The following is a 21,376-nucleotide window of genomic DNA, read 5'->3' as shown; positions in this document are numbered from 1 at the left end:
CGCTCTAGCCATGGCCACAAGCAACAGTTCCGATTCCAGCATGTCCACTGAAGTACCTGCTCCCTACGGCAACGGTCCCGCGAATGCGGCCGCAACGCCGTCGGACACCGCCAAAAAGACCGTGGCACGAATCCGGACCCACCACCTGCAGCAGGCCAAAGACAAAGGTGAGCACTTTGCCATGCTGACGGCATACGAACAGTACACGGCTGAGATCTTCGACGAAGCGGGCATCGAGGTGCTTCTCGTGGGCGACTCCGCGTCCAACAACGTCTTCGGTAACGAAACCAGCCTTCCGGTCACCGTGGACGAGCTCCTTCCGCTGTGCCGCGCCGTGGCCCGGTCGGCCAAACGGGCGCTTGTGGTCGCGGACCTTCCGTTCGGAAGCTACGAGGTGTCAGCCGAGCAGGCCGTGGCCACCGGAGTCCGCTTCCTGAAGGAAGGACTCGCCCATGCCGTGAAGATTGAAGGCGGCAAGTTCTACGCTGACACCGTCCGGGCCATGGTCCAGGCCGGCATTCCGGTGATGGCGCACATCGGCTTCACCCCGCAGAGCGAGCACTCCTTGGGCGGTTACCGGGTCCAGGGCCGGGGCGATGACGCGCAGCGGCTGATCGACGACGCGGTCGCACTCGCCGACGCGGGCGCCTTCAGCGTCCTGATGGAAATGGTTCCGGCCGCCACTGCTGCGGCCGTTGATGCCGCCATTGCCGTTCCCACCGTGGGCATCGGCGCAGGTAACACCACCACCGGCCAGGTTCTTGTGTGGCAGGACATGGCGGGCCTTCGCGGCGGCAAGATGGCCAAATTCGTCAAACAATACGCTGACCTGCGCACATCGCTGAGCAATGCGGCCAAGGCCTACGGTGACGACGTCCGGACGGGCCAGTTCCCCGGCCCCGAGCATTCGTTCTAGCCGCAAGCTGGCCCGGGCCACCCGGTCCGCGGCTTAGTCCTCGTCGCCCTTTTCCCATGACTCGTTGCGTGCCTTGACCTTCTCCAGCGCATGCTCGGCTTCGGCGCGCGTCTTGTAAGGTCCGATCAGCTGCGTCCAGTCGGACATGGCGTCCTCTTCCACCTCATGGGTCTTGACGTTGTACCAGTACTCGGTCATCGCTGCTCCTCGCATCGTGCAGGCTTCGCGCCCGCTGAAAGTGATCCACGTAACGTAGGGCGTCATCGGCTTCCGATCCGGCTGTCCGTTACATGGGCTTCCGTGCCTGCTTATATGATCAATCTATGCCTTCTCTTGCCTCGACTGCACCCACCGGCACCCTGGTCCCCGGAACCGTCAGCCCGCAGCTGCCTGTCCCGGCGTCAATTCCCCGCCCCGAGTATGTGGGCAAGCCTGGTCCGGAGAAGTTCACCGGTTCGGAGGTGAAATCCGCCGAGACCATCGAGAAGATCAGGATCGCCAGCAGGATCGCCGCCCAGGCAATCGTTGAGGTCGGCAAGCACATCGAACCCGGCGTAACAACGGACCAGCTGGACAGGATCGGCCACGAATTCCTGCTGGATCACAATGCGTACCCGTCGACCCTGGGTTACCGGGGCTTCCCGAAATCCCTGTGCTCGTCGCTGAACGAAGTGATCTGCCACGGCATACCGGACAGCACGGTCGTCCAGGACGGCGACATCCTGAACATCGACATCACCGCCTTCATCGGAGGTGTCCACGGCGATACAAATTTCACATTTCTGGTGGGTGACGTCGATGAAGAGTCCAGGCTCCTCGTGGAGCGCACCAAGGAATCCCTGAACCGTGCCATCAAGGCCGTGGCCCCCGGACGTGAAATCAACGTGATCGGCCGCGCCATCCAGTCCTATGCCAAGCGTTTCGGCTATGGCGTTGTCCGGGATTTCACCGGCCACGGTGTCGGCGAGGCTTTCCACACCGGCTTGATCATTCCGCATTATGATGCCGCTCCCGCCTACAACACGGTCATGGAAACGGGCATGGTGTTCACCATTGAACCGATGTTGACCCTCGGTACGGTTGAGTGGGACATGTGGGCGGATGACTGGACCGTGGTGACGCGTGACCGCAAGCGCACTGCCCAATTCGAGCACACCCTGCTCGTCACTGAGTCCGGCGCAGAAATCCTTACGCTGCCCTGACTACCCCTCCCGGCACGTGCCGGAACCTTTGCCCACAACCCTTTGCCCGCCCACAGCCACGAACGGAATCACATTGGCCAAGAAGGACGACAAGTCAACCAAGAACGCCCCGCTGATCGGAATCGACATCGGCGGAACCGGAATCAAGGGCGGCATTGTCGACCTCAAAAAGGGCAAACTCGTGGGCGACCGCTTCCGCGTTCCGACGCCGCAGCCCGCGACGCCGGAGTCGGTTGCCGAAACGGTCGCAGCAGTGGTCGCCGAGCTCGACGCGCGCCCGGACGCGCCGTCCCCCGACTCGCCGATCGGTGTGACCTTCCCCGGCATCATCCAGCACGGTGTGGTTCATTCCGCAGCCAACGTCGACAAGTCCTGGCTCAACACGGATATTGACACGCTGCTGACCAAGCGACTGGGCCGCCCCGTAGAGGTCATCAACGACGCCGACGCCGCGGGCCTCGCCGAAGCGCGCTACGGAGCCGGAGCGGGTGTCTCCGGGACAGTCCTCGTGATCACGCTCGGGACGGGCATCGGCTCAGCCTTCATCTTCAACGGCAAGCTGGTCCCGAACGCCGAACTCGGACACCTCGAGATCGACGGCTTTGACGCCGAGAGCAAGGCTTCCGCCGTTGCCCGTGAACGCGACGGCCTGAGCTGGACCGAGTACAGTGTCCTGCTCCAGCGATACTTCTCGCATGTTGAATTCCTGTTCTCCCCCGAACTGTTCATCGTCGGCGGCGGCATCTCCAAGCGGGCCGACGAGTACCTGCCGCACATGAAGCTGCGCACGAAGATCGTCCCGGCCGAGCTCAAGAACGACGCCGGCATTGTGGGCGCCGCCATCGAAGTCGCCCTCACGCACAAACTGGCCAAGTAGGCGGGCTGCCGGTTCCATGACTGCCATCGCCGGGGACGTTGCCCTGGTCACCGGCGCCAGCCGTGGAATCGGCGCCGCCATCGCCCTCCGCGCGGCACGGGCCGGTTACGCCGTTCTGGTCAACTACTCCGCAGATGCCGCCGGAGCTGCGTCCGTGGTGCAGGAAATACGGGACAACGGCGGCACAGCGATGGCGCATCAGGCAGACGTCAGCGATCCGGAAGCCGTGGGATCAATGTTCGACCAGGCGGCTGCTTTGGGCGCTGTCACGGCCGTCATCAACAATGCCGGGATTACAGGCAACCTGATCGGCAACCTCTCGGACGTTCCTCCGGCAACCGTCCGACGTGTCATGGACGTCAACGTGTCCGGGCTGATCTATGTCTGCCAGGAAGCAGTGCGGAGGCTCAGCACCGGCACGGGCGGACCCGGCGGATCCATCGTCAACATTTCTTCCACCGCGACGAAGGCCGGATCACCGGGCACCTGGGCACATTACGCAGCGTCGAAGGGAGCTGTTGATGTCCTCACTGTAGGCCTTGCCTCGGAAGTCGCTGCGCAGGGAATCCGCGTCAACTGCGTCGCCCCCGGGAGCACCAACACCGGCCTGCACGCAGCAGCGGGGATGCCGGACCGGGTGGAACGCCTGAATCCGACCATCCCCATGGGCCGGGGCGCCGAACCTGACGAGGTCGCGGCTGCGGTGGTGTGGCTGCTGTCCCGCGACGCCGGCTACATCACCGGAGCTGTACTCCCCGTGGCCGGAGGCCGCTGACCGCCGTCGGTACCGGGGGTTTGGTGCCGGTGGTGGCGTCGGCTTCCCCTCCGCTGCCACCACCGGAGTCTAGAGTGGGCTCTTCTCGGAGCTCTTGCCCTTGGCCGCCTTGGCTTCGACTTCCGCCTCATGGCGAAGGATGGAAATGGCGGTTTCAAAGTCTTCCAGGGATTCGAATGCCTGATACACGCTCGCGAACCGAAGATAAGCGACTTCGTCCAGTTTCTGGAGCGGGCTGAGGATAGCCAGGCCCACCTCGTGGGCGTCGATTTCCGCAGCGCCGGAGGCGCGGATAGTTTCCTCGACTTCCTGCGCCAGCATCGCAAGGTCGTCTTCGGTCACGGGCCGGCCCTGGCAGGCTTTCCGTACGCCGTTGATCACCTTGCTCCGGCTAAAAGGCTCGCCGACACCGGAACGCTTGATCACTGTGAGGCTGGTGGTCTCCACAGTGGTGAAGCGGCGGCCGCATTCAGGACACTGCCGGCGGCGGCGGATGGCGGAACCGTCGTCTGCCATCCGGCTGTCCACGACGCGGGAATCAGGGTTACGGCAAAACGGGCAATACACGTTGTTTCCTTCCCCTGGCCGACGCTGAACGGGCCGAACCTCAATTCACAGGACTTGGTCCCGAGAATGCATTCGCCCGATCCCAGTTTACGACTACATGTAGCTGAATAACAAGCCTGTAATTACTATATGTAGTGGTTAATCCGTTCCGGCAAACCGCGCCGTCACGGCCTCGCCGTGGGCTGGCAGGTCCTCGGCGCCGGCGAGGCTGACAATGTGCCCGCTGACCTTCTCGAGGGCCGGCTTGCTGTAGTTGACCACCTGGATGGCACGAAGGAACGTGGTGACATTAAGGCCGGACGAGAAGGCTGCCGTGCCGCTCGTCGGCAGCACGTGGTTGGATCCTGCACAATAGTCCCCCAGGCTGACGGGGCTGTAGTCCCCTACGAAGATCGCTCCAGCGTTGCGGATACGGGCAGCCACAGCCGGGGCATCCGCCGTCATGATTTCAAGGTGCTCAGCGGCGTAGGCGTCACAGGCAGCGATTCCCTGCTCGAGGTCGTCCACGAGCACCACGCCGGACTGCGGTCCGGACAAGGCTTCCCGTACCCGTTCAGAATGCTTGGTCAAGGCCGCCTGCGCGGCGAGCTCGGCGCGGACGGCCCCGGCAAGATCCTCTGAGTCGGTGATAAGGACCGAAGCCGCCTTTGGATCGTGTTCGGCCTGGCTGATGAGGTCGGCCGCCACCAGCGACGGGCGGGCGCTGCTGTCTGCAAGGATGGCGATTTCCGTGGTGCCGGCCTCGGAATCGATGCCGACAACGCCCTTGACCAGCCGTTTGGCTGTGGCGACAAAGATGTTGCCGGGCCCGGTCACCACGTCCACCGGGTCAAGGGCTGCCTCCGCGTCGTCGGCGGGAACTCCGTACGCAAAGGCCGCAATGGCCTGCGCACCCCCGATGGCGTATACCTCGTCGATGCCCAGCAGAGCCGCCGCAGCCAGGATGGTGGGGTGCGGGAGTCCCCCGAAGTCTTTCTGGGGCGGAGAAGCCAGGGCGATGGAGGCAACGCCGGCCGCCAGCGCCGGGACGACGTTCATGATGACCGACGACGGGTAGACTGCCAGTCCGCCGGGCACATACAGCCCCACGCGGCCAACCGGCACCCAGTTCTGGCTTACGACGGCGCCCTCGCCCAGCTCGACGTCGACATTTGCCGGCCGCTGGCTGTCAGCGAACTTGCGCGCGCGGCTGATCGATTCCTCCAGGGCGGCCCGCACTGCCGGGTCCAGGTCCTTCAGCGCTGCGCGCAGCGCTGCGCCCGACACCCGCGGGTGTGCCTGCTCGACGCCGTCGAACGTTTTGGCGAACTCACTCAGGGCGGCGAAGCCCCGGGAACGCACCGCGGTAATGATGTCGGTGACCTTCTGCTCGGCGTCCGCCATGGTCTGGTGCCGGGCACGTGGGACAGCCGCCCGGAGTCCGGCGAGGGAGAGCCGCCGACCGCGCAGGTCAATGGTGCGGTAGTTGATGGCCGGGGCGGTGGTCTGTACGGGGCTGTCCGGAGAAATGGTCACCCGCCCATTTTACGTGCCGTCGGAGGAGCTTCGTTTCCTGTTAAGTCGGGCCCGGTTAAGTTGGGCCCGGGAAGGACTGCTGCCCGGGACCGTGAGCCTACGTATCCTGCTCCGGCGGCTTGCCCATGAGGCTGAGCAGGTTTGCCACGAAGACCGCTACGGCCACCGCCGCGGGCCAGATGGCCAGCACGGCCACGGCACGGAGCGAGAACGCGATGCTGGCGTTCCGAGCAGTGTCTTCGGCCGGGCCCCACCATTGCCCCGCCAGCACCCCCGATTGCCAGGCGATAACTGCGCCGAGCGCCCCGCCCATGACGGCGAGGAGGACCGCCCCGGGCGCCGGGGCTCCGGTGCGTTTTCCGTTCAGAAGGAATCCAGTCACGCACCCTGCCAAGAGGAACAGGCCCGCCAGCACGAGGTCACGGGGAAGCCAGCCTTCGGCATTCGTACCGGTGGCCAGGGAAGGATCGCCGGACAAAAGGTTTAGCCCGCCGGGCGCCAGCAGCCACCACACGAGGCCGACCGGTATCCCGGCAGCGGCTATGGCGGCCGGCACACGCCACGAAGGCCGGTCACCACGGTAAAGTTCACCATAGGCGGGAAGGTTGCCGGCATCCCCGGAATGCTTCGGATTCTGCGGAACCGGGCCGATGCCTGATGGCTGTGTCATGAAACAAACATTAACAAACGTTCACCGCCGTTAAACAAATGACGCGGCAGGTAACCAACTCACCCACAGCTTCGGGCGCCCCATACGCTGGCAAGCAGGACCCAACCACGATATTTTTCAGCAGGGAGTTAGATCACAGTGACCTCAGACAACGCAGCCTTCGAAGGCACGTTCAAGGAGATGTTCCGCCGGCATGCGGCCGGCGTGGCAATTATCACGGTGAACTACAACGGCACCCCGTACGGATTCACGGCCACTTCCGTTGCGTCCTTGTCCGCCCGGCCCCCGCGCTTCACCTTCAACATGGCCCGCAGCTCCAGTTCATGGCCGGCCATCGCCAACACGACTCACATCGGTGTCCACATGCTCGGACTCGAAAACCAGGAACTGGCGGACCGGTTCGCCCGGACCAAGAACCGGTTCGAGGGCGACCACTGGGAGCTCGGACCGCACGAAGTGCCCATCCTCAAGGACGTGGCCGGTTGGCTGATCGGCAAGATCCAGATGCGCCTCTCCTTCGAGAACAATGCGGTTGTTGTGGTGGAAGTCGTGGAAGGACAGGTGGGCGAGGACGGCACGCCGCTGCTCTACCACTCGGGGGCCTACAGCCAGCCCGTGCCTCTCGACTACGAAATCTAGGGTCCTACCAGGGCAGAGGCGCGGACGATCCGAGTTCGAAGAACCGCGGACTGGCGCCGCGCCGTTCGGTGAGCTCGTGCAGGAGCTCCCTGGCCGCCGTCGCCGGCTCCTTCGAGGCGCCCGCCCGGCCCATCCCTGTTGTCAGCGCGCCGGGATGCACGGACCACACGTCCATTTCCGCGCCAAACTCCTCGTGCAGGCTCAGGGTCAGCATGTTGAGCGCAGCTTTGCTGAGGCGGTAGCCATAACTCGTCCCGAAACCGGCAAATGCGCCGTCCGCCTGCAGTGCCGCTGAACCCAGCCTGGATGACACGTTCACCACGAGTGGCCGGCGGCCGCGTGGACCGGGACGTAGCAGTCCGGCGAGGGACGCCTGGGTCACCCGAACGGCGCCCGCCACATTGTTGTCCAGGAGCTGCGCGAGGGAGCCTGAATCAACTGAGGACAGCGTCTTCTGGCTGCTGCCCACCGCCGCATTGTTGACCACGACGTCGATGCTGGCGTCCGAGAGGACCTTGGACACGGCGTCCGGGCAGGAACGTGCGATGTCCCATTCCAGGAACCGCACACTCCCGCTTTCCCTCGCTTCCGGTGCGGACCCCGGACGTACGATGCCGTAAACCGTCCATTGTTCAGCCGCCAGGACGGCCGCCAGCGCGGCGCCGAAGCCCCGACCGGCACCGGAAATCACTGCCGTGCCGGACTCCGGCGTCATCAGCGGCCCGGGCACCTAACTGTCCAGGCAGGTCGGTCCGAGGAGCACCTTCAGGTCGCCAAAGAGTGACGGGCTCGGGTTGACCCGCAGATGGACCGGAAGAGCCATCACTTCCACCCTGGTGTCCCCCTGCAGGTGCAGCCTGACTTCCGAGTTGCCCCGGTGCGTCCTCAGCACGTCTCCGAGTTCCGTCACCACGGCCTCGGTGGCCTTGTGCGTCTGCATGGTGATCACCAACGGCCCGTTCAGCCCCTCGCTGAGGTCCGGGACGGACAGCTCCATGCAGTTCAGCGCAACGGCGCCGTCGTCGCGGCGCTGCAGCCGGCCCTTGACCACGACGACAAGGTCTTCGGCCAGCACGGAGGCGATAGGACCATACACCTGGCCGAAGAACATGACCTCAATTGAGCCGCCCAGGTCTTCGATCTCCGCCCGGGCATAGGCGTTGCCGCTGGCTTTCGCGATCCGCCTGCTCAGCGAGGTGATCATGCCCGCAATAGTGATGATGGCGCCGTCGTGCGGCCCGTCCTCCGCGATGATCGAGGTGATGGACTGGTCGGCGTGCTGGCTCAGCAGTCCTTCGAGGCCCTGCAGCGGGTGGTCCGAGACGTAGAGGCCCAGCATGTCGCGTTCGAAGGAGAGCTTGTCCTTTTTCTCCCACTCGGGAAGGTCCGGAATTTCGATGCTCAGGGACGCCTCGGATTCGGCTTCGTCGAAACCGGCAAAGAGGTCGAACTGACCGATCGCCTCGTTGCGCTTAAGCGTGATCACGGAGTCGATGGCTTCTTCATGGATCATGGCCAGCGCGCGCCGGTGGTGGTTCAGGGAGTCGAACGCGCCAGCCTTGATCAGGGATTCAATGGTGCGCTTGTTGCACACCACTGCCGGGACTTTCATGAGGTAGTCCTTGAAGGACGTATAAGCGCCTTCTTTTTCGCGCGCCGCCACCATGGCTTCCACGGCGTTGACGCCAACGTTGCGGATGGCGCCCATGCCGAAGCGGATGTCGTTGCCCACAGGGGTGAAGTTGAGGGCGGACTCGTTGACGTCGGGCGGCAGCACCGTGATGCCCATCCGGCGGCATTCGTTGAGGTAGATCGCCGACTTGTCCTTGTCGTCGCCCACGGAGGTTAGCAGTGCGGCCATGTACTCCGGCGCGTAGTGCGCTTTCAGGTACGCGGTCCAGTAGGAGATCACGCCATAGGCGGCCGAGTGCGCCTTGTTGAAGGCGTAGTCGGAGAACGGAAGCAGGATGTCCCAGAGTGTTTTCACGGCTTCCATGGAGTAGCCGTTGTCCTGCATGCCCTGGGAGAAGCCGGCGAACTGCTTGTCGAGCTCTGATTTCTTCTTCTTGCCCATGGCGCGGCGGAGGATGTCTGCCTGGCCGAGGGAATAGCCGGCGAGCTTCTGCGCCACGGCCATCACCTGCTCCTGGTACACGATGAGCCCGTAGGTACCGCCCAGGATTTCCGACAGCGGCTCCTCGAGCTCCGGGTGGATCGGTATGACCTCCTGGATCTTGTTCTTGCGCAGCGCGTAGTCGGTGTGTGCGTTGGCGCCCATCGGACCCGGCCGGTACAGGGCCAGGACCGCGGAGATGTCTTCGAAGTTGTCAGGCTTCATCAGCTTGAGGAGGGACCGCATGGGGCCGCCGTCGAGCTGGAACACCCCCAGGGTGTCGCCCCGGGCCAGCAGCTCGTAGGAGGCGGTGTCGTCAAGCTCCAGGGTTTCGAGGTCGAGATCGATGCCGCGGTTCATCTTGATGTTCTCGAGGGCGTCCGAAATGATCGTCAGGTTTCGAAGGCCCAGGAAGTCCATCTTGATCAAGCCGAGTCCTTCGGACGTCGGATAGTCGAACTGGGTGATGACCTGGCCGTCCTGGAAGCGGCGCATGATCGGAATCACGTCGATGATGGGGTCCGAGGACATGATCACGCCGGCGGCGTGCACGCCCCACTGCCGTTTCAGGCCTTCGATGCCCAGTGCCGTTTCGAAGACCTTGGCGGCCTCCGGGTCGGTGCTGATCAGCTGGCGGAAGTCACCGGCTTCGCTGTAGCGCTTGGCTTCCTTGTTCTGGATGTCGGCCAGCGGAATGTCCTTGGCCATCACGGCCGGCGGCAGAGCCTTGGTCAGCGTCTCGCCCATGCTGAACGGGTAACCCAGCACGCGCGAGGAGTCCTTCAGTGCCTGCTTGGTCTTGATGGTTCCGTAGGTGACGATCATGGCGACGCGCTCGTCGCCGTATTTGCGCGTGACGTAGTCAATGACTTCTGAGCGGCGCCGGTCATCGAAGTCGACGTCGAAGTCAGGCATCGAGACGCGGTCCGGGTTGAGGAAGCGTTCGAAGATCAGGCCGTGGTGGAGCGGATCCAGGTCGGTGATGCGCATGGCGTAAGCAACCATGGAGCCTGCACCCGAGCCACGTCCGGGACCCACCCGGATGCCGTTGTTCTTGGCCCAGTTGATGAAGTCGGCCACCACGAGGAAGTAGCCCGGGAAGCCCATGGAAGTGATGACTTCCAGCTCATAGTCGGCCTGCTTGCGGACCTTGTCCGGGATTCCCTGGGGATAGCGGTAATGGAGTCCCTTGTCCACTTCCTTGACGAGCCAGGACGTCTCGTCCTCCCCCTCGGGGCACGGGAACCGCGGCATGTAGTTGGCGCCGGTGTTGAAGGAGACTTCACAGCGCTCGGCGATCAGCAGAGTGTTGTCGCAGGCCTCGGGGTGGTCGCGGAACAGTTCCCGCATTTCCTGGGGCGACTTCAGGTAGTACCCGCTGCCAGAGAACGCAAACCGGGAACCGCCGTTGTCGTAGGTGGGCTCCAGGAGGGTGGAACCGGACTGGATGGCCAACAGCGCCTCATGTGCCTTGGCGTCGTGCTCGTGCGTGTAGTGCAGGTCGTTGGTGGCCACCAGCGGAAGGTTCAGGTCCTTGGCCAGGCGCAGCAGGTCGCCGGTGACCCGCCGCTCGATGTCCAGGCCGTGGTCCATCAGCTCGCAGAAGTAGTTCTCCGCGCCGAAGATGTCGCGGAACTCCGCCGCCGCCTCGAGCGCTTCACGGTACTGTCCCAGCCGAAGCCGGGTCTGGACCTCTCCGGACGGGCAGCCGGTGGTGGCGATGAGCCCTTCCGAGTAGGTGTTCAGCAGCTCACGGTCCAGCCGCGGCCATTTGCCGAAGACCGAGTCCAGCGACGCGATCGACGAGGCCCGGAACAGGTTCCGCATACCCACGTTGTTATAGCTCAGCAGGGTCATGTGCGTGTACGAACCACCGCCGGAGACGTCGTCCTTGCGCTGGTTTTCCTCGCCCCACCGGACGCGGCTCTTGTCGCCGCGGGCGGTCCCGGGAGTCACATAGGCTTCGACGCCGATGATCGGCTTGATGCCCTTGTCAGTGGCCTTGCGCCAGAAATCGAAGGCACCGAAAAGATAGCCGTGGTCCGTTGTGGCCAGGGCCGGCATCCCCAGGCGTTCGGTTTCGTCGAACAACTCCCCCAGGCGGGCCGCCCCATCCAGCATGGAGTATTCGGTATGGGTGTGCAGGTGGACGAACGAGTCATTGCTGGAAGTCACCGGACCATTCTAGTGCCGAGCAGCGACAGTTCCGGCTCAGGCCTCCCCGGAGGCCAGAACTTCGAGTGCGTATGCAAGATCCTGCGGGTAGTCGCTGGTGACTGTCACGCGCTCCCCCGTCCTGGGACTGTCGAACCCAAGCTGGCGGGCGTGGAGCCATTGCCGGGTCAGGCCGAGCGTCGCGGCCAGCCGCGGATCTGCCCCGTACGTCAGGTCGCCCGCGCAGGGGTGGCGCAGGGCGGAGAAGTGGACACGGATCTGGTGGGTCCGGCCGGTTTCAAGGTGCACCTCAACGAGGGAAGCCTTGCCGAAGGCCTCGAGGACTTCGTAGTGGGTGACGGATTCGCGGCCGTCTTCAATGACTGCGAAGCGCCAGTCATGGCCCGGGTGGCGGCCGATCGGCGCGTCGATCGTGCCCGCGAGGGGATCAGGCAGCCCCTGGACCACTGCGTGGTACACCTTGTCCACAGTGCGCTCCTTGAAGGCACGCTTGAGCGCTGTATAGGCGCGTTCCGATTTGGCGACCACCATGGCGCCGGAGGTGCCGACGTCGAGGCGGTGCACAATGCCCGCACGTTCGGGGGCGCCCGACGTCGAGATCCGGTAGCCCAGCCCGGCGAGGCCACCCACCACAGTGGGTCCCACCCATCCGGGGGAAGGGTGCGCGGCCACACCCACTGGCTTGTCGATGACCACGAAGTCCTCGTCGTCCAGCAGTATTTTCAGGCCTTCCACAACTTCCTCCACGATTTCCAGGGGGTCCCGCCGTTCAGGGACAACGACCTCCAGCACTGTGCCGGAGGCCAGCTTCAGGGACTTGCCCACGGCCTTCCCTCCGGAGCTGACATTGCCCTCGGCGATCAGCGTTGCCGCCTGCGATCGGGATATCCCCATCAGCCTGGCAAGGCCCGCATCGACGCGCGTGCCGGCAAGTTCCTCGGGAACGGTAAGTTTCTCAGGCATCCTGGCCCTCCGCCGGTTTCTGGAGCCGTGAACCGTCAAGGGATATACCCCGCAAGGTCAGCAGGCAGATGATCACGACGGCGGAGACAACAGCGGAATCGGCGATATTAAAAATGGCGAAATTCGGCAGCTGGATAAAGTCCACCACGTGGCCCATGGCGAACGACGGTTCCCGGAACAGTCGGTCAGTGAGGTTCCCCAAGGCACCGCCAAGAAGCAGGCCCAATGCCAGTGCCCACCACGCCGAACCGAGCTTGCGCAGCTGCAGGAGAATGGCAATCGACACGGCCGCCATGATGATGGTGAACACCCACGTCACGTTCTCGCCAATGGAAAAAGCGGCTCCGGAGTTGCGGATGTAATACCAGTGCAGCAACGGGGGCAGCACGGGAATACGCTCCCCCTCCACCATGGTGCTGGTCACCCACAACTTCGTGAGCTGGTCGAAGACGTAGGCGAAAACAGCGAAGCCGGCGAAGAGCGCCAGCAGGAACGCCTTACGCGGCCGGGCATGAGTCGTTGCTGGCTGCGCTGCCGCAGGTGCTGTTTCGTCAGTCATAGAGCTTTCATTCAAGAGCCGGTCCCGGGACAGTAAGGAAGTTGTTGGTGCCCGCCATGTGTCGCACGGATGGCGGTTAATGGCAAAAGCCGGCGGCCGAGGAGTCCTCAGCCACCGGCTTTCAGAATACTTGCTAAACGGCGGGGCTGCCGTCGCTAACCTCAGGCGCAGCCACGGAACCGCGGGCGTCCAGGTCGCGGAGCTGGCCTTCGATGTAGGCCTTCAGGCGTGAACGGTAGTCGCGCTCGAAACCGCGCAGCTGCTCCACCTTGCGTTCCAGGACGGACCGCTGCTGCTCCAAGGCACCGAGGATCTTGCGGGACTTCTCCTGCGCGTCGTTGACCAGGCTGCTGGCTTCGATCTGCGCTTCGGCGATGATCTTGTCCTTCTGCTGCTGGCCGTCGGCGACGTGCTTGTCGTGCATCTGCTGCGCCATGGCCAGCAGGCCAGCTGCGGATTCCGCCGTCGGGTTGACTGCGGCGGGGGCAGCCGCGGCGGGAACCGGAGCGAGTGCCGTTGCCGGCTCGGGAGCCTTCTTCTTGGCTTCGGCGGCCTTGGCCTCGGCTTCCGCCTTGGCCCGGGACTCGTCCTTTTCAGCCTTGACCGGGGCGGGGACCTTTTCCACCACCGGCGCCGCTGCTGCGGAGCTGGCGGGCGTGCCTGAGCCGCTCTCGGCAAGCTTCTTGCGAAGCTCGTCGTTCTCTTGGTTCAGGCGGCGCAGTTCGACGACGATTTCGTCCAGGAAGTCGTCAACTTCGTCCTGGTCGTAGCCTTCGCGGAACTTGGTCGGCTGAAAGCGCTTGTTGACAACGTCTTCTGGCGTCAAAGCCATCTGGTCACCTCGTTGGTCTAGTTAGTCAGTAGGCCTTCCGGCCGTCAAAACTACGGTACCTAAATATGGTCTGGTTCCTCTAATTCAACACTGAGGTGTCAAACCGGAGATTCTACGCGATGCCGTGGATGGCGGTTTCCCGCCCTGTCAGTGCGCCGCAAGCTGTAATGAAAATTACGCGAGATTCTTCACGATTGCCATAGCCACGCTGATAGCGATGAACAACAGCAAAAAGCCAAGATCCAGCGATATCCCGCCCAATCGCAAGGGCGGAATGAGGCGCCTCAGCACCTTCAGGGGCGGATCTGTGACGGAGTAGACAGTGTGGGCCGCCACCAGTGCAGCGCCCCTTGGCCTCCACTCACGGGCAAACATCTGTACCCAGTCGTAGACCAAACGGATGATCAATGCCACAAATACGAATAATAAAGCGATATAGACAAGTCCGAAAACAATTCCCATGAGTTAACTCATATCTCCATGTTCATTCCGGATACCGCAGTGTCCTGTTGCCGTTCTTATCTATTTCAGCACAGATGCCAGACAGGTCGCCTGCCTGGCATCCATACAAGCCCCGCTGCTAACTCTGGTTGAAGAAGCTGGCCTGCGTCTCGCTGACTTTCTTGTCGTCGCCGATGACCTCCACGTACGACGGCGAGAGCAGGAACACCTTGTTGGTGACCCGCTCGATGCTGCCGCGGAGGCCAAATACCAGCCCTGCCGAGAAATCGACCAGGCGCTTGGCATCGGCTTCGCCCATGTCCGTGACGTTCATAATGACGGGGATGCCATCACGGAAGCTTTCGCCGATCAGCTTGGCGTCATTGTAGGACCGCGGGTGGATCGTGGTGATCTGGCGAAGTCCGGTGGTCTCTTCGCGGCTCGAGGCCGCGCGCTTGATAGGTGTCACAGGTGCGCGATATTCCTCTTCGGCGGCGTGTGGAGTCGGAGTTTCACGGGCGACCTCGCGGACGGGCGCCGGTGCCCGGCGTTCCTCGCGGTCATGCTCCATTGAATCGTCCTCGTCCTTGTGCGGTGTGTGGTGCTCAGACTCGTAGTGTTCATCGCCATCGGCGAGCCCAAGATAGATCATTGTCTTGCGCAGAGCGCCAGCCATGGTCGACTCCTAATCGTGTCCGTAAGCGGGCCGCTGAGTTGACTTGACAGCATTGGAATCCCCGCCATTCTCTTCCAATACTTTGACGCTACCGCAACGCAGGACGCGAACCCAATATATCCGACCCTATTCTCAGGTGTGTCGCACCCGCCCTGATGGCGGATTCGAGATCTTGGCTCATGCCGGCGGAAATCCCCGTAGCCGAAGGGTGGTCACGGAGCAGCTGCGCCGATATTTCCGCCAGTTTGCCGAAGGCCGCATCAGGATCCGCACCCAGCGGAGCCACCGCCATGACGCCGGCGAGCACAAGCCCCGGTGATCCCGCCAGCTGGTCCGCCAGCGCGGGAACCTCCAGCCGGCTTGCGCCGCCCCGGTGGCTTCCGGCGTCCTCGTCCAGGCTTACTTGGATGAAGCACTCAAGCGGCGCCCTGCCCGTCCGCTCCTGCTCCACGGCAATGGACTTGGCCAGGGCCGCTGCCAGTTGTGGCCGGTCCACGGAATGGATGGCATGGGCATACCGGACGACCGACTTCGCCTTGTTGCTCTGCAGCTGCCCCACGAAGTGCCACCGGAGTCCGAGATCACCAAGACTGGTGGCTTTCTCCGAAGCCTCCTGGTCGCGGTTCTCCCCCACATCGGTCACACCCAGCGCCGCCAGCCTGCGCACATCTGCGGCAGGGTGGAACTTGGTCACCACAATCAGCTCCGGCGGGTTGTCCGGACGGCCTGCGGCTTCCGTGGCGGCCGCGATCCTGCGCCGGACTGCTGCAAGCCTCGACTCGATGTCGATCAGGCGGGGGTCGTCCGGGGCCGTCACGTCAAGGGGCTCACTCACTGATCCACACCAGCCCGGCGAACCGGCCCGTGGCCGGGTTTCCGCGATAGGAGAACAAATCCTCGTTTTCGAGGGTACAGGGTCCGGAATACTCCACGGTGACCCCGTGGGCTGCAAGCTGGCTGCGCGCACCGGCCGGAAGGTCAAGCCCGGGGGTGCCACGGGATGTTGTTGACCAGGTCTCCGGAACGGCCGCGGCCACGTCCGCCCGCATGGCTTCCGGCACTTCGTAGCAGGATCCGCAGATGGAAGGGCCGATCCAGGCCCGGATGTCCTCCGCTCCCTCGGCGCGCATGCGCGCCACCGTTTCCGGAATGACGCCGCTGGCCACACCAGGGCGGCCTGCGTGGGCAACAGCCAGGATGGGCTTTCCGCCCGGCGCCGCCCCGGCGAGGACCACCGGGACACAGTCCGCTACCATGACGGCGAGCGGGTGCCCGGAGGACACCATCGCGTCCGCGGTGGGACCGCCGGGTGCGGGGCTGTCCGCCGAGTCACCGATATAGGCCACCGCATTGCCGTGAACCTGGTTCATGTACTGGAAGCCGCCTGCGGGCAGGCCCGCTTCGGCCTCCAGGAGTTCCCTTCGCCGGAGGACTTGGGCCGGATCGTCTCCCACGTGGAGGGCGAGGTTGCCGGCCCCGACGTCAGTGAATGCAACCCAGACGCCGGGCCGGACTTCGTTTCGCCACCAAAACAATCAAAACACCGCTAACTGACGAGCTGACAAAACGTCCTGCAAGGCCTACTTCAGGAAGTCGGGGACATCCAGGTCGTCCGAGCGGCTGCCGGAAAGGTCCGGCTCCACAACAGAAGGAAGGTCGACGTCGAATCCCGAGTCGGCGGGGATCGCCGAGGGGCGCTGCTGGCCCCAGTTACTCAGGCCCGATGCCCCGATCCCGGCATGGACCGGCTGGACGTGCTGTGCCGGCGCCTGGGCAGGCGCCGGAGCCGAGGTGGGCGCGGCCGGACGCTGGGGAGCGGCCTGCGGCTGGGACTGGTCCATCGACGGCGAGGTGGCCTTGACGTCGTCAAAGCCTGCTGCGATGACTGTCACGCGGGCCTCGTCGCCAAGGGCGTCGTCGATGACGGCACCGAAGATAATGTTGGCCTCCGGGTGGGCAACTTCCTGGACCAGGCGGGCCGCCTCGTTGATCTCGAAGAGCCCGAGGTCCGAGCCGCCCTGGATGGACAGCAGGACGCCGTGGGCGCCGTCGATCGATGCTTCCAGGAGGGGGGAGGCGATGGCGAGTTCCGCGGCCTTGACGGCGCGGTCCTCGCCACGGGCCGAACCGATGCCCATGAGGGCGGAACCGGCACCCTGCATCACGGACTTGACGTCCGCGAAGTCAAGGTTGATCAGGCCCGGGGTGGTGATGAGGTCGGTGATGCCCTGGACACCGGACAGCAGGACCTGGTCGGCGGAGCGGAAGGCGTCCAGGACGGATACATTGCGGTCGCTGATGGACAGGAGGCGGTCGTTGGGGATCACGATCAGGGTGTCGACTTCGTCGCGGAGGGCGTCGATGCCCGCCTCGGCGGAACCTGCACGACGGCGGCCCTCGAAGGTGAACGGGCGCGTGACAACACCGATGGTGAGGGCGCCGAGCGAGCGTGCAATACGGGCCACCACGGGGGCGCCGCCAGTACCGGTGCCGCCGCCCTCGCCGGCCGTCACGAAGACCATGTCTGCGCCGCGGATGACCTCTTCGATCTCGTCAGCGTGGTCCTCCGCCGCCTGCTTGCCGACCTCCGGGTTTGCACCGGCCCCGAGACCACGCGTCAGCTCGCGGCCTACGTCAAGTTTGACGTCGGCGTCGCTCATGAGCAGAGCCTGGGCATCGGTGTTAATTGCGATGAATTCGACACCGCGGAGACCGACTTCGATCATGCGGTTGACTGCGTTCACGCCACCGCCGCCGATGCCGACGACCTTGATGACGGCCAAGTAATTCTGCGGAGCTGCCACGTTACGTGTCCCTTGTTCGTGTCCTATTGCGAAAACTGATGGAGTCCTGCTTGAAGCTTTTAACCTTAACCTTCGACTTGAGGGTTATAGTTATGTCAAGTAACTCATGCTGTGACGCTATTTCCTATGCCTGAGACATTCAATGACCTGCTCCGCGTGTCGTGGGAATACCCGCGAAATAGAGCGGAAATCGCCTCGGACCACACCGCAGGTGCGCTGGTTCCCCAGCGCGGCTGAATGTTCGTCCCGGGGTTGTCCCCGGGGGCTCGCCCACTATCGTGTCACGGGATGCCGCGGCACGCTGACATCGTAGACCTGGACGGGGTTCTTGGGGTCCGCGGGCGCCTTCAGCAGGGCAGCGAGCACCTTGGCTTTGAGCTCCTTCTCCCCCGCATTGCCCCAGACAATGGTCTGGCCGTCCACTAGTTTGAGTTCGACGGCGTCAACCGACTTCGCCGAGGCATCGGACAACCTGGCGAGTACGTCTGCGGGCAACGCAGCCAGCACGCCCGTGATGGCCTTGAAAAGGTCCTTGCCGATCACTCCGGCTCCGCCGTCGATCACCGGCAGCTGGATGCTGCCCGGTTCCTGGGTCGTGCCGAGCTGCACCCCGTCGACGTCGACCAGCTGGAACATTTCTCCCTGCTTCACCAGGGCGACCGGTGTGCGCTCATGGATGTGCACCACCAGTACCGACGGCGGCCGCGCCTCCGTGGTCACGTCCTTGACCTGGACGAGGGGCTGCAGCAGCTGCTTCACCTCGTCGTCATTCACCTGCGGCAGCGGTTTGCCGTGCAACGGCTTCAGGACGTCCTGGACCTGCCCGGGAGTCAGCATTTTGGTGCCGTCCACCGAGACCGTCTGTACGGCGAACAGCGGCGAGTAGACGGCTGCCGCCAGCAGTCCGGCAACCAGCGCGGCAACAATGCACGCAGCCAGGATGATGTTGCGCCGGATCCGTCTCCCTTTGGGCTCCGGGAAGGACAGCACGTTTCCGGTGGCGGCGGGACGGGACGCCCCTTCGGCCGCGGGGGCGGCCCTGGAAGCGGATATGACGTCCGCGCGTCCGCTTGCCGGGTCGGCCTTTCCCTGGGTGGTCTTTCCCTGGGTGGCAGGCGAGCCGGTCTTGTAGGTCGGCCGGCGCGTGCTAGCCACCCGGCGCCTCCGCCAGCAGTGCCTCCACAATCAGCGGACCGTAGGCGGTGACGTCGCCCGCGCCGGCCGTGAGCACAATATCCCCGGCGGCCGCGTTGGCCACAACGGCCCGGACGGCGTCTTCGGCGGACACCAGCCGGCCGCCCCCGGAAAGCCGGTCACCGATCAGCTTGCTGCTGACCCCCGGGATCGGATCCTCCCGGGCCGGATAGATGTCCAGGACCAGGGCGGTGTCAGCGGAGTTGAGCGCCTCGGCGAAATCCGCTGCAAACTCCCTGGTGCGGGAAAACAGGTGAGGCTGGAACAGCACGTGAACCTTGTGGTCCCCCGCTACGGAACGTGCAGCGGCCAGCGCCGCCCGGACCTCGGTGGGGTGGTGGGCGTAGTCGTCGTAGACCCGCACTCCCCGGCCTTCTCCCTTGAACTCGAAGCGGCGTGATGCGCCGGAGAAATGGGCCAGGGCCCCGGAGGCCGCGTCGGGTGCGACACCGAGTTCCAAGGCCACGGCAAATGCGGCTGCAGCGTTGAGGGCGTTGTGGCGTCCGGGAACCTGGAGGGCCAGTGCAAACCTTCCCGCACCGGTGGACACCCATACGTCTCCCGGGCCGCCGTCGTGCAGCCGCAGCTGCGCATCTTCAGCAGTGCCGTACGTAACCACCCTGGTGTTGCCCCGCGCCTTGGTCCGTTCCGCCAGTGCGCGGGCACCGGGATCATCGGCGCAGGCCACCAGAACGCCGTCGGTAGGGAGCAGCTCCGTGAAACGGTCGAACGACTTGTAGACGGCTTCGGCGGTGCCGTAGTAGTCAAGGTGGTCCGGTTCCACGTTGGTGACAACCGCAATGTGGGGACGGTAATTGAGGAACGACCCGTCGGATTCGTCGGCCTCGGCAACAAAGATGCCCGAAGTGCCGCTGGCGGCGTTCACCCCCAGGGACGGAACATTGGCCCCGATCGCAAAAGTGGGGTCCAGCCCGGCACCCTGCAGCAACACCGTGACCATGGAGGTGGTGGTTGACTTCCCGTGGGTGCCGGCCACCGTAACCACCCGGTCACCCGCCATGGCCGCCGCCAGCGCCTCCGAACGGTGCAAGACGGGCAGCCCGGCGGCATGCGCGGCCTGGAGTTCCGGATTGTCCGCACGGATGGCGGAGCCGGCCACCACGGTCTCGGCCGCGCCCAGGTTGGCCGCGGAATAGCCCACGTGGATGCCCGCGCCGGCAGCAGCGAGGTCTGCCATGACCGGAAGGTCTTTGGCATCGGAGCCCGTCACCGGGACACCGCGGGCCACCATGATCCGGGCCACTGCGGACATGCCCACGCCGCCAATGCCGATGAAATGCACGCGGCCCAAAGATGCCAGGCTCCGCACGGCCGTGCCTGCTGTGGACGTGGTCATTTGCTTACCGCTTCCAGGACCAGATCGGCCATACGGCGATCTGCGTTTCGGATACCGAGGGCTTCAGAGCTGGCCGCCATTTTCGCCAGCCGGGCAGGATCTGAGAGCAGCGGGATGATTTCCCTGCTGACCCATTCGGGCGTGAACGATTCGTCGTCAACCACCAGGGCCCCTCCCGCTTGCACCGGACCGGCGGCGTTGAGGGCCTGTTCGCCGTTGCCGATCGGGAGCGGAACGAACACGGCCGGGACACCCACTGCAGCGGTTTCGCAGACCGTGGCCGCTCCTGCACGCCCCAGCAGCAGGTCGGCGGCCGCGTAGACGTTCTCCATCCCGTCGACATACTCCACCTGGCGGTAGCCGTCTGCGGCGAGAGGTTTGCCTTCGCCGTCAAGCACCGACTTGCCCTTCCCGGTGATGTGCAGGGTCTGGATTCCTGCCTTGGCCAGTGCTTCCACGGACGCCGCAATGGTCCTGTTGATGCTCTGCGCCCCGGATGAGCCGCCGGTGACAATAAGCGCCGGCATGTGCTGGTCCAGGCCCAGCAGCTCACGTGCAGCATGCCGGGAAGCGGCGCGATCCAGCCCGGAGACTTCCCTGCGCATTGGCATGCCGACGTGACGGGCACCGCGCAGCTTCGTGCCAGCAAATGCGACGCCGACGTGGGGGCTGAAGCGGGCACCTACCTTGTTGGCCAGTCCGGCCCGCGTGTTGGCTTCGTGAATGACAATGGGAATTTTTCGGCGCCGGGCGGCGAGGTACAGCGGGGTGCAGACGTAACCGCCCACGCCGACCAGGACGTCCGCGTGAGCGTCATCGAGGATCTTTCCGGCCTGCTTGACAGCGCCGGCCAGCCGTCCCGGCAGCCGCAGGAGGTCCAGCGACGGCCGGCGGGGAAAGGGCACACGGCTGATGGTGGCCAGCTCCAGGCCGGCCGCGGGGACCAGCCTGGTTTCCATTCCGCTGGGCGTTCCCACAGCCAGGAGGCGAACGTCCGGACGAACGTCCCGCAAGGCGGCCGCGATGGCCAGCAGCGGACTGATGTGCCCCGCCGTTCCGCCGCCGGCAAGGACTACTGACAAAGACTCGGCATTCATTAAG

At 64.6% G+C, this 21,376-nt stretch carries 22 protein-coding genes; 5 read left to right on the top strand and 17 right to left on the bottom strand.

The features are described from left to right. Positions 1-10: 10 nt before the first annotated feature. A complete protein-coding gene (panB, locus tag ACSQ12_RS08160) occupies positions 11-916 on the top strand; it encodes a 3-methyl-2-oxobutanoate hydroxymethyltransferase (protein WP_436064991.1) in 906 nt (301 codons plus the stop codon). 33 nt (positions 917-949) lie between these two features. Here the strand turns inward: panB and ACSQ12_RS08155 are convergent, their stop codons facing one another. Continuing rightward, a complete protein-coding gene (locus ACSQ12_RS08155) occupies positions 950-1,114 on the bottom strand; it encodes an SPOR domain-containing protein (RefSeq protein WP_144406352.1) in 165 nt (54 codons plus the stop codon). Between the two features lie 125 nt (positions 1,115-1,239). Between ACSQ12_RS08155 and map the strand changes: the two genes are divergently transcribed. From map to ACSQ12_RS08140, 3 genes are all read left to right on the top strand, one after another. After that, a complete protein-coding gene (gene map, locus ACSQ12_RS08150; RefSeq protein ID WP_436064990.1) occupies positions 1,240-2,118 on the top strand; it encodes a type I methionyl aminopeptidase in 879 nt (292 codons plus the stop codon). Between the two features lie 73 nt (positions 2,119-2,191). Then, positions 2,192-2,995: a polyphosphate--glucose phosphotransferase gene (ppgK, locus tag ACSQ12_RS08145; RefSeq protein WP_011691448.1), complete on the top strand. Its 804-nt coding sequence runs from the start codon at positions 2,192-2,194 to the stop codon at positions 2,993-2,995. Between the two features lie 16 nt (positions 2,996-3,011). After that, positions 3,012-3,770: an SDR family oxidoreductase gene (locus ACSQ12_RS08140; RefSeq protein WP_209745957.1), complete on the top strand. Its 759-nt coding sequence runs from the start codon at positions 3,012-3,014 to the stop codon at positions 3,768-3,770. Positions 3,771-3,839: 69 nt separating this feature from the next. Here the strand turns inward: ACSQ12_RS08140 and nrdR are convergent, their stop codons facing one another. From nrdR to ACSQ12_RS08125, 3 genes are all read right to left on the bottom strand, one after another. Beyond that, complete coding sequence (nrdR, locus tag ACSQ12_RS08135) at positions 3,840-4,337, bottom strand: transcriptional regulator NrdR (protein WP_390250145.1); 498 nt, start codon at positions 4,335-4,337, stop codon at positions 3,840-3,842. A 138-nt stretch (positions 4,338-4,475) separates the two neighbouring features. Then, positions 4,476-5,852 carry a histidinol dehydrogenase gene (gene hisD / locus ACSQ12_RS08130; RefSeq protein WP_436064989.1) on the bottom strand — a complete coding sequence of 459 codons (1,377 nt, stop codon included), beginning with the start codon at positions 5,850-5,852 and terminating at the stop codon, positions 4,476-4,478. Between the two features lie 97 nt (positions 5,853-5,949). Next, a complete protein-coding gene (locus ACSQ12_RS08125) occupies positions 5,950-6,522 on the bottom strand; it encodes a hypothetical protein (RefSeq protein WP_436064988.1) in 573 nt (190 codons plus the stop codon). A 180-nt stretch (positions 6,523-6,702) separates the two neighbouring features. Here ACSQ12_RS08125 and ACSQ12_RS08120 point away from each other — a divergent pair, with 180 nt between their 5' ends. Beyond that, the gene (locus tag ACSQ12_RS08120) at positions 6,703-7,161 is read left to right on the top strand and encodes a flavin reductase family protein (RefSeq protein ID WP_245199730.1); all 459 of its coding nucleotides are present in this window, start codon (positions 6,703-6,705) and stop codon (positions 7,159-7,161) included. A gap of 4 nt (positions 7,162-7,165) precedes the next feature. On the opposite strand, the gene ACSQ12_RS08115 is transcribed toward ACSQ12_RS08120, so the two are convergent. From ACSQ12_RS08115 to murG, 13 genes are all read right to left on the bottom strand, one after another. Beyond that, the gene (locus ACSQ12_RS08115; RefSeq protein WP_436064987.1) at positions 7,166-7,876 is read right to left on the bottom strand and encodes an SDR family NAD(P)-dependent oxidoreductase; all 711 of its coding nucleotides are present in this window, start codon (positions 7,874-7,876) and stop codon (positions 7,166-7,168) included. Between the two features lie 15 nt (positions 7,877-7,891). Then, complete coding sequence (gene dnaE / locus ACSQ12_RS08110; RefSeq protein ID WP_209745969.1) at positions 7,892-11,449, bottom strand: DNA polymerase III subunit alpha; 3,558 nt, start codon at positions 11,447-11,449, stop codon at positions 7,892-7,894. Positions 11,450-11,485: 36 nt separating this feature from the next. After that, positions 11,486-12,412 (bottom strand): RluA family pseudouridine synthase, encoded by a 927-nt coding sequence (locus ACSQ12_RS08105; protein ID WP_011691440.1) that lies wholly within the window; start codon positions 12,410-12,412, stop codon positions 11,486-11,488. After that, positions 12,405-12,971: a signal peptidase II gene (lspA, locus tag ACSQ12_RS08100; protein WP_209745972.1), complete on the bottom strand. Its 567-nt coding sequence runs from the start codon at positions 12,969-12,971 to the stop codon at positions 12,405-12,407. The genes ACSQ12_RS08105 and lspA overlap by 8 nt, the downstream gene beginning before the upstream one ends. A gap of 133 nt (positions 12,972-13,104) precedes the next feature. Then, complete coding sequence (locus ACSQ12_RS08095; protein WP_011691438.1) at positions 13,105-13,803, bottom strand: DivIVA domain-containing protein; 699 nt, start codon at positions 13,801-13,803, stop codon at positions 13,105-13,107. Between the two features lie 174 nt (positions 13,804-13,977). Next, a complete protein-coding gene (locus tag ACSQ12_RS08090; RefSeq protein WP_043480470.1) occupies positions 13,978-14,265 on the bottom strand; it encodes a YggT family protein in 288 nt (95 codons plus the stop codon). Positions 14,266-14,383: 118 nt separating this feature from the next. Continuing rightward, positions 14,384-14,920: a cell division protein SepF gene (locus tag ACSQ12_RS08085; protein WP_390250161.1), complete on the bottom strand. Its 537-nt coding sequence runs from the start codon at positions 14,918-14,920 to the stop codon at positions 14,384-14,386. Between the two features lie 88 nt (positions 14,921-15,008). After that, entirely contained in the window at positions 15,009-15,755 is a 747-nt protein-coding gene (locus ACSQ12_RS08080) for a YggS family pyridoxal phosphate-dependent enzyme (RefSeq protein WP_436064986.1), read from the bottom strand. After that, the gene (locus ACSQ12_RS08075; RefSeq protein ID WP_436064985.1) at positions 15,748-16,455 is read right to left on the bottom strand and encodes a polyphenol oxidase family protein; all 708 of its coding nucleotides are present in this window, start codon (positions 16,453-16,455) and stop codon (positions 15,748-15,750) included. Before ACSQ12_RS08075 ends, ACSQ12_RS08080 begins: the two co-directional genes overlap by 8 nt. 45 nt (positions 16,456-16,500) lie before the next feature. Further along, positions 16,501-17,724, bottom strand: a complete 1,224-nt coding sequence (gene ftsZ, locus ACSQ12_RS08070; RefSeq protein ID WP_436064984.1) for a cell division protein FtsZ — start codon at positions 17,722-17,724, stop codon at positions 16,501-16,503. Positions 17,725-17,997: 273 nt separating this feature from the next. Next, a complete protein-coding gene (locus ACSQ12_RS08065; RefSeq protein WP_436064983.1) occupies positions 17,998-18,879 on the bottom strand; it encodes an FtsQ-type POTRA domain-containing protein in 882 nt (293 codons plus the stop codon). Continuing rightward, positions 18,872-20,275, bottom strand: a complete 1,404-nt coding sequence (gene murC / locus ACSQ12_RS08060) for a UDP-N-acetylmuramate--L-alanine ligase (RefSeq protein WP_436064982.1) — start codon at positions 20,273-20,275, stop codon at positions 18,872-18,874. The genes ACSQ12_RS08065 and murC overlap by 8 nt, the downstream gene beginning before the upstream one ends. Continuing rightward, positions 20,272-21,372 (bottom strand): undecaprenyldiphospho-muramoylpentapeptide beta-N-acetylglucosaminyltransferase, encoded by a 1,101-nt coding sequence (gene murG / locus ACSQ12_RS08055; RefSeq protein WP_436064981.1) that lies wholly within the window; start codon positions 21,370-21,372, stop codon positions 20,272-20,274. Before murG ends, murC begins: the two co-directional genes overlap by 4 nt. Between the last annotated feature and the right edge of the window lie 4 nt (positions 21,373-21,376).

Origin of the sequence: Arthrobacter sp. LjRoot14 (assembly GCF_964253905.1) — a bacterium.
Taxonomy (GTDB): Bacteria; Actinomycetota; Actinomycetes; order Actinomycetales; family Micrococcaceae; genus Arthrobacter.
This window is presented reverse-complemented; position numbering and strand designations above follow the sequence as displayed.

What these genes read in the sequence shown, in the direction of transcription:
- murG (WP_436064981.1), bottom strand. Translation starts at nt 21,372, where the DNA reads ATGAATGCCGAGTCTTTGTCAGTAGTCCTTGCCGGCGGCGGAACGGCG.
- ACSQ12_RS08105 (WP_011691440.1), bottom strand. Translation starts at nt 12,412, where the DNA reads ATGCCTGAGAAACTTACCGTTCCCGAGGAACTTGCCGGCACGCGCGTC.
- ACSQ12_RS08125 (WP_436064988.1), bottom strand. Translation starts at nt 6,522, where the DNA reads ATGACACAGCCATCAGGCATCGGCCCGGTTCCGCAGAATCCGAAGCAT.
- ACSQ12_RS08140 (WP_209745957.1), top strand. Translation starts at nt 3,012, where the DNA reads ATGACTGCCATCGCCGGGGACGTTGCCCTGGTCACCGGCGCCAGCCGT.
- ACSQ12_RS08095 (WP_011691438.1), bottom strand. Translation starts at nt 13,803, where the DNA reads ATGGCTTTGACGCCAGAAGACGTTGTCAACAAGCGCTTTCAGCCGACC.
- panB (WP_436064991.1), top strand. Translation starts at nt 11, where the DNA reads ATGGCCACAAGCAACAGTTCCGATTCCAGCATGTCCACTGAAGTACCT.
- lspA (WP_209745972.1), bottom strand. Translation starts at nt 12,971, where the DNA reads ATGACTGACGAAACAGCACCTGCGGCAGCGCAGCCAGCAACGACTCAT.
- map (WP_436064990.1), top strand. Translation starts at nt 1,240, where the DNA reads ATGCCTTCTCTTGCCTCGACTGCACCCACCGGCACCCTGGTCCCCGGA.
- ACSQ12_RS08085 (WP_390250161.1), bottom strand. Translation starts at nt 14,920, where the DNA reads ATGGCTGGCGCTCTGCGCAAGACAATGATCTATCTTGGGCTCGCCGAT.
- murC (WP_436064982.1), bottom strand. Translation starts at nt 20,275, where the DNA reads ATGACCACGTCCACAGCAGGCACGGCCGTGCGGAGCCTGGCATCTTTG.
- ACSQ12_RS08120 (WP_245199730.1), top strand. Translation starts at nt 6,703, where the DNA reads ATGTTCCGCCGGCATGCGGCCGGCGTGGCAATTATCACGGTGAACTAC.
- ACSQ12_RS08115 (WP_436064987.1), bottom strand. Translation starts at nt 7,876, where the DNA reads ATGACGCCGGAGTCCGGCACGGCAGTGATTTCCGGTGCCGGTCGGGGC.
- ACSQ12_RS08155 (WP_144406352.1), bottom strand. Translation starts at nt 1,114, where the DNA reads ATGACCGAGTACTGGTACAACGTCAAGACCCATGAGGTGGAAGAGGAC.
- ACSQ12_RS08090 (WP_043480470.1), bottom strand. Translation starts at nt 14,265, where the DNA reads ATGGGAATTGTTTTCGGACTTGTCTATATCGCTTTATTATTCGTATTT.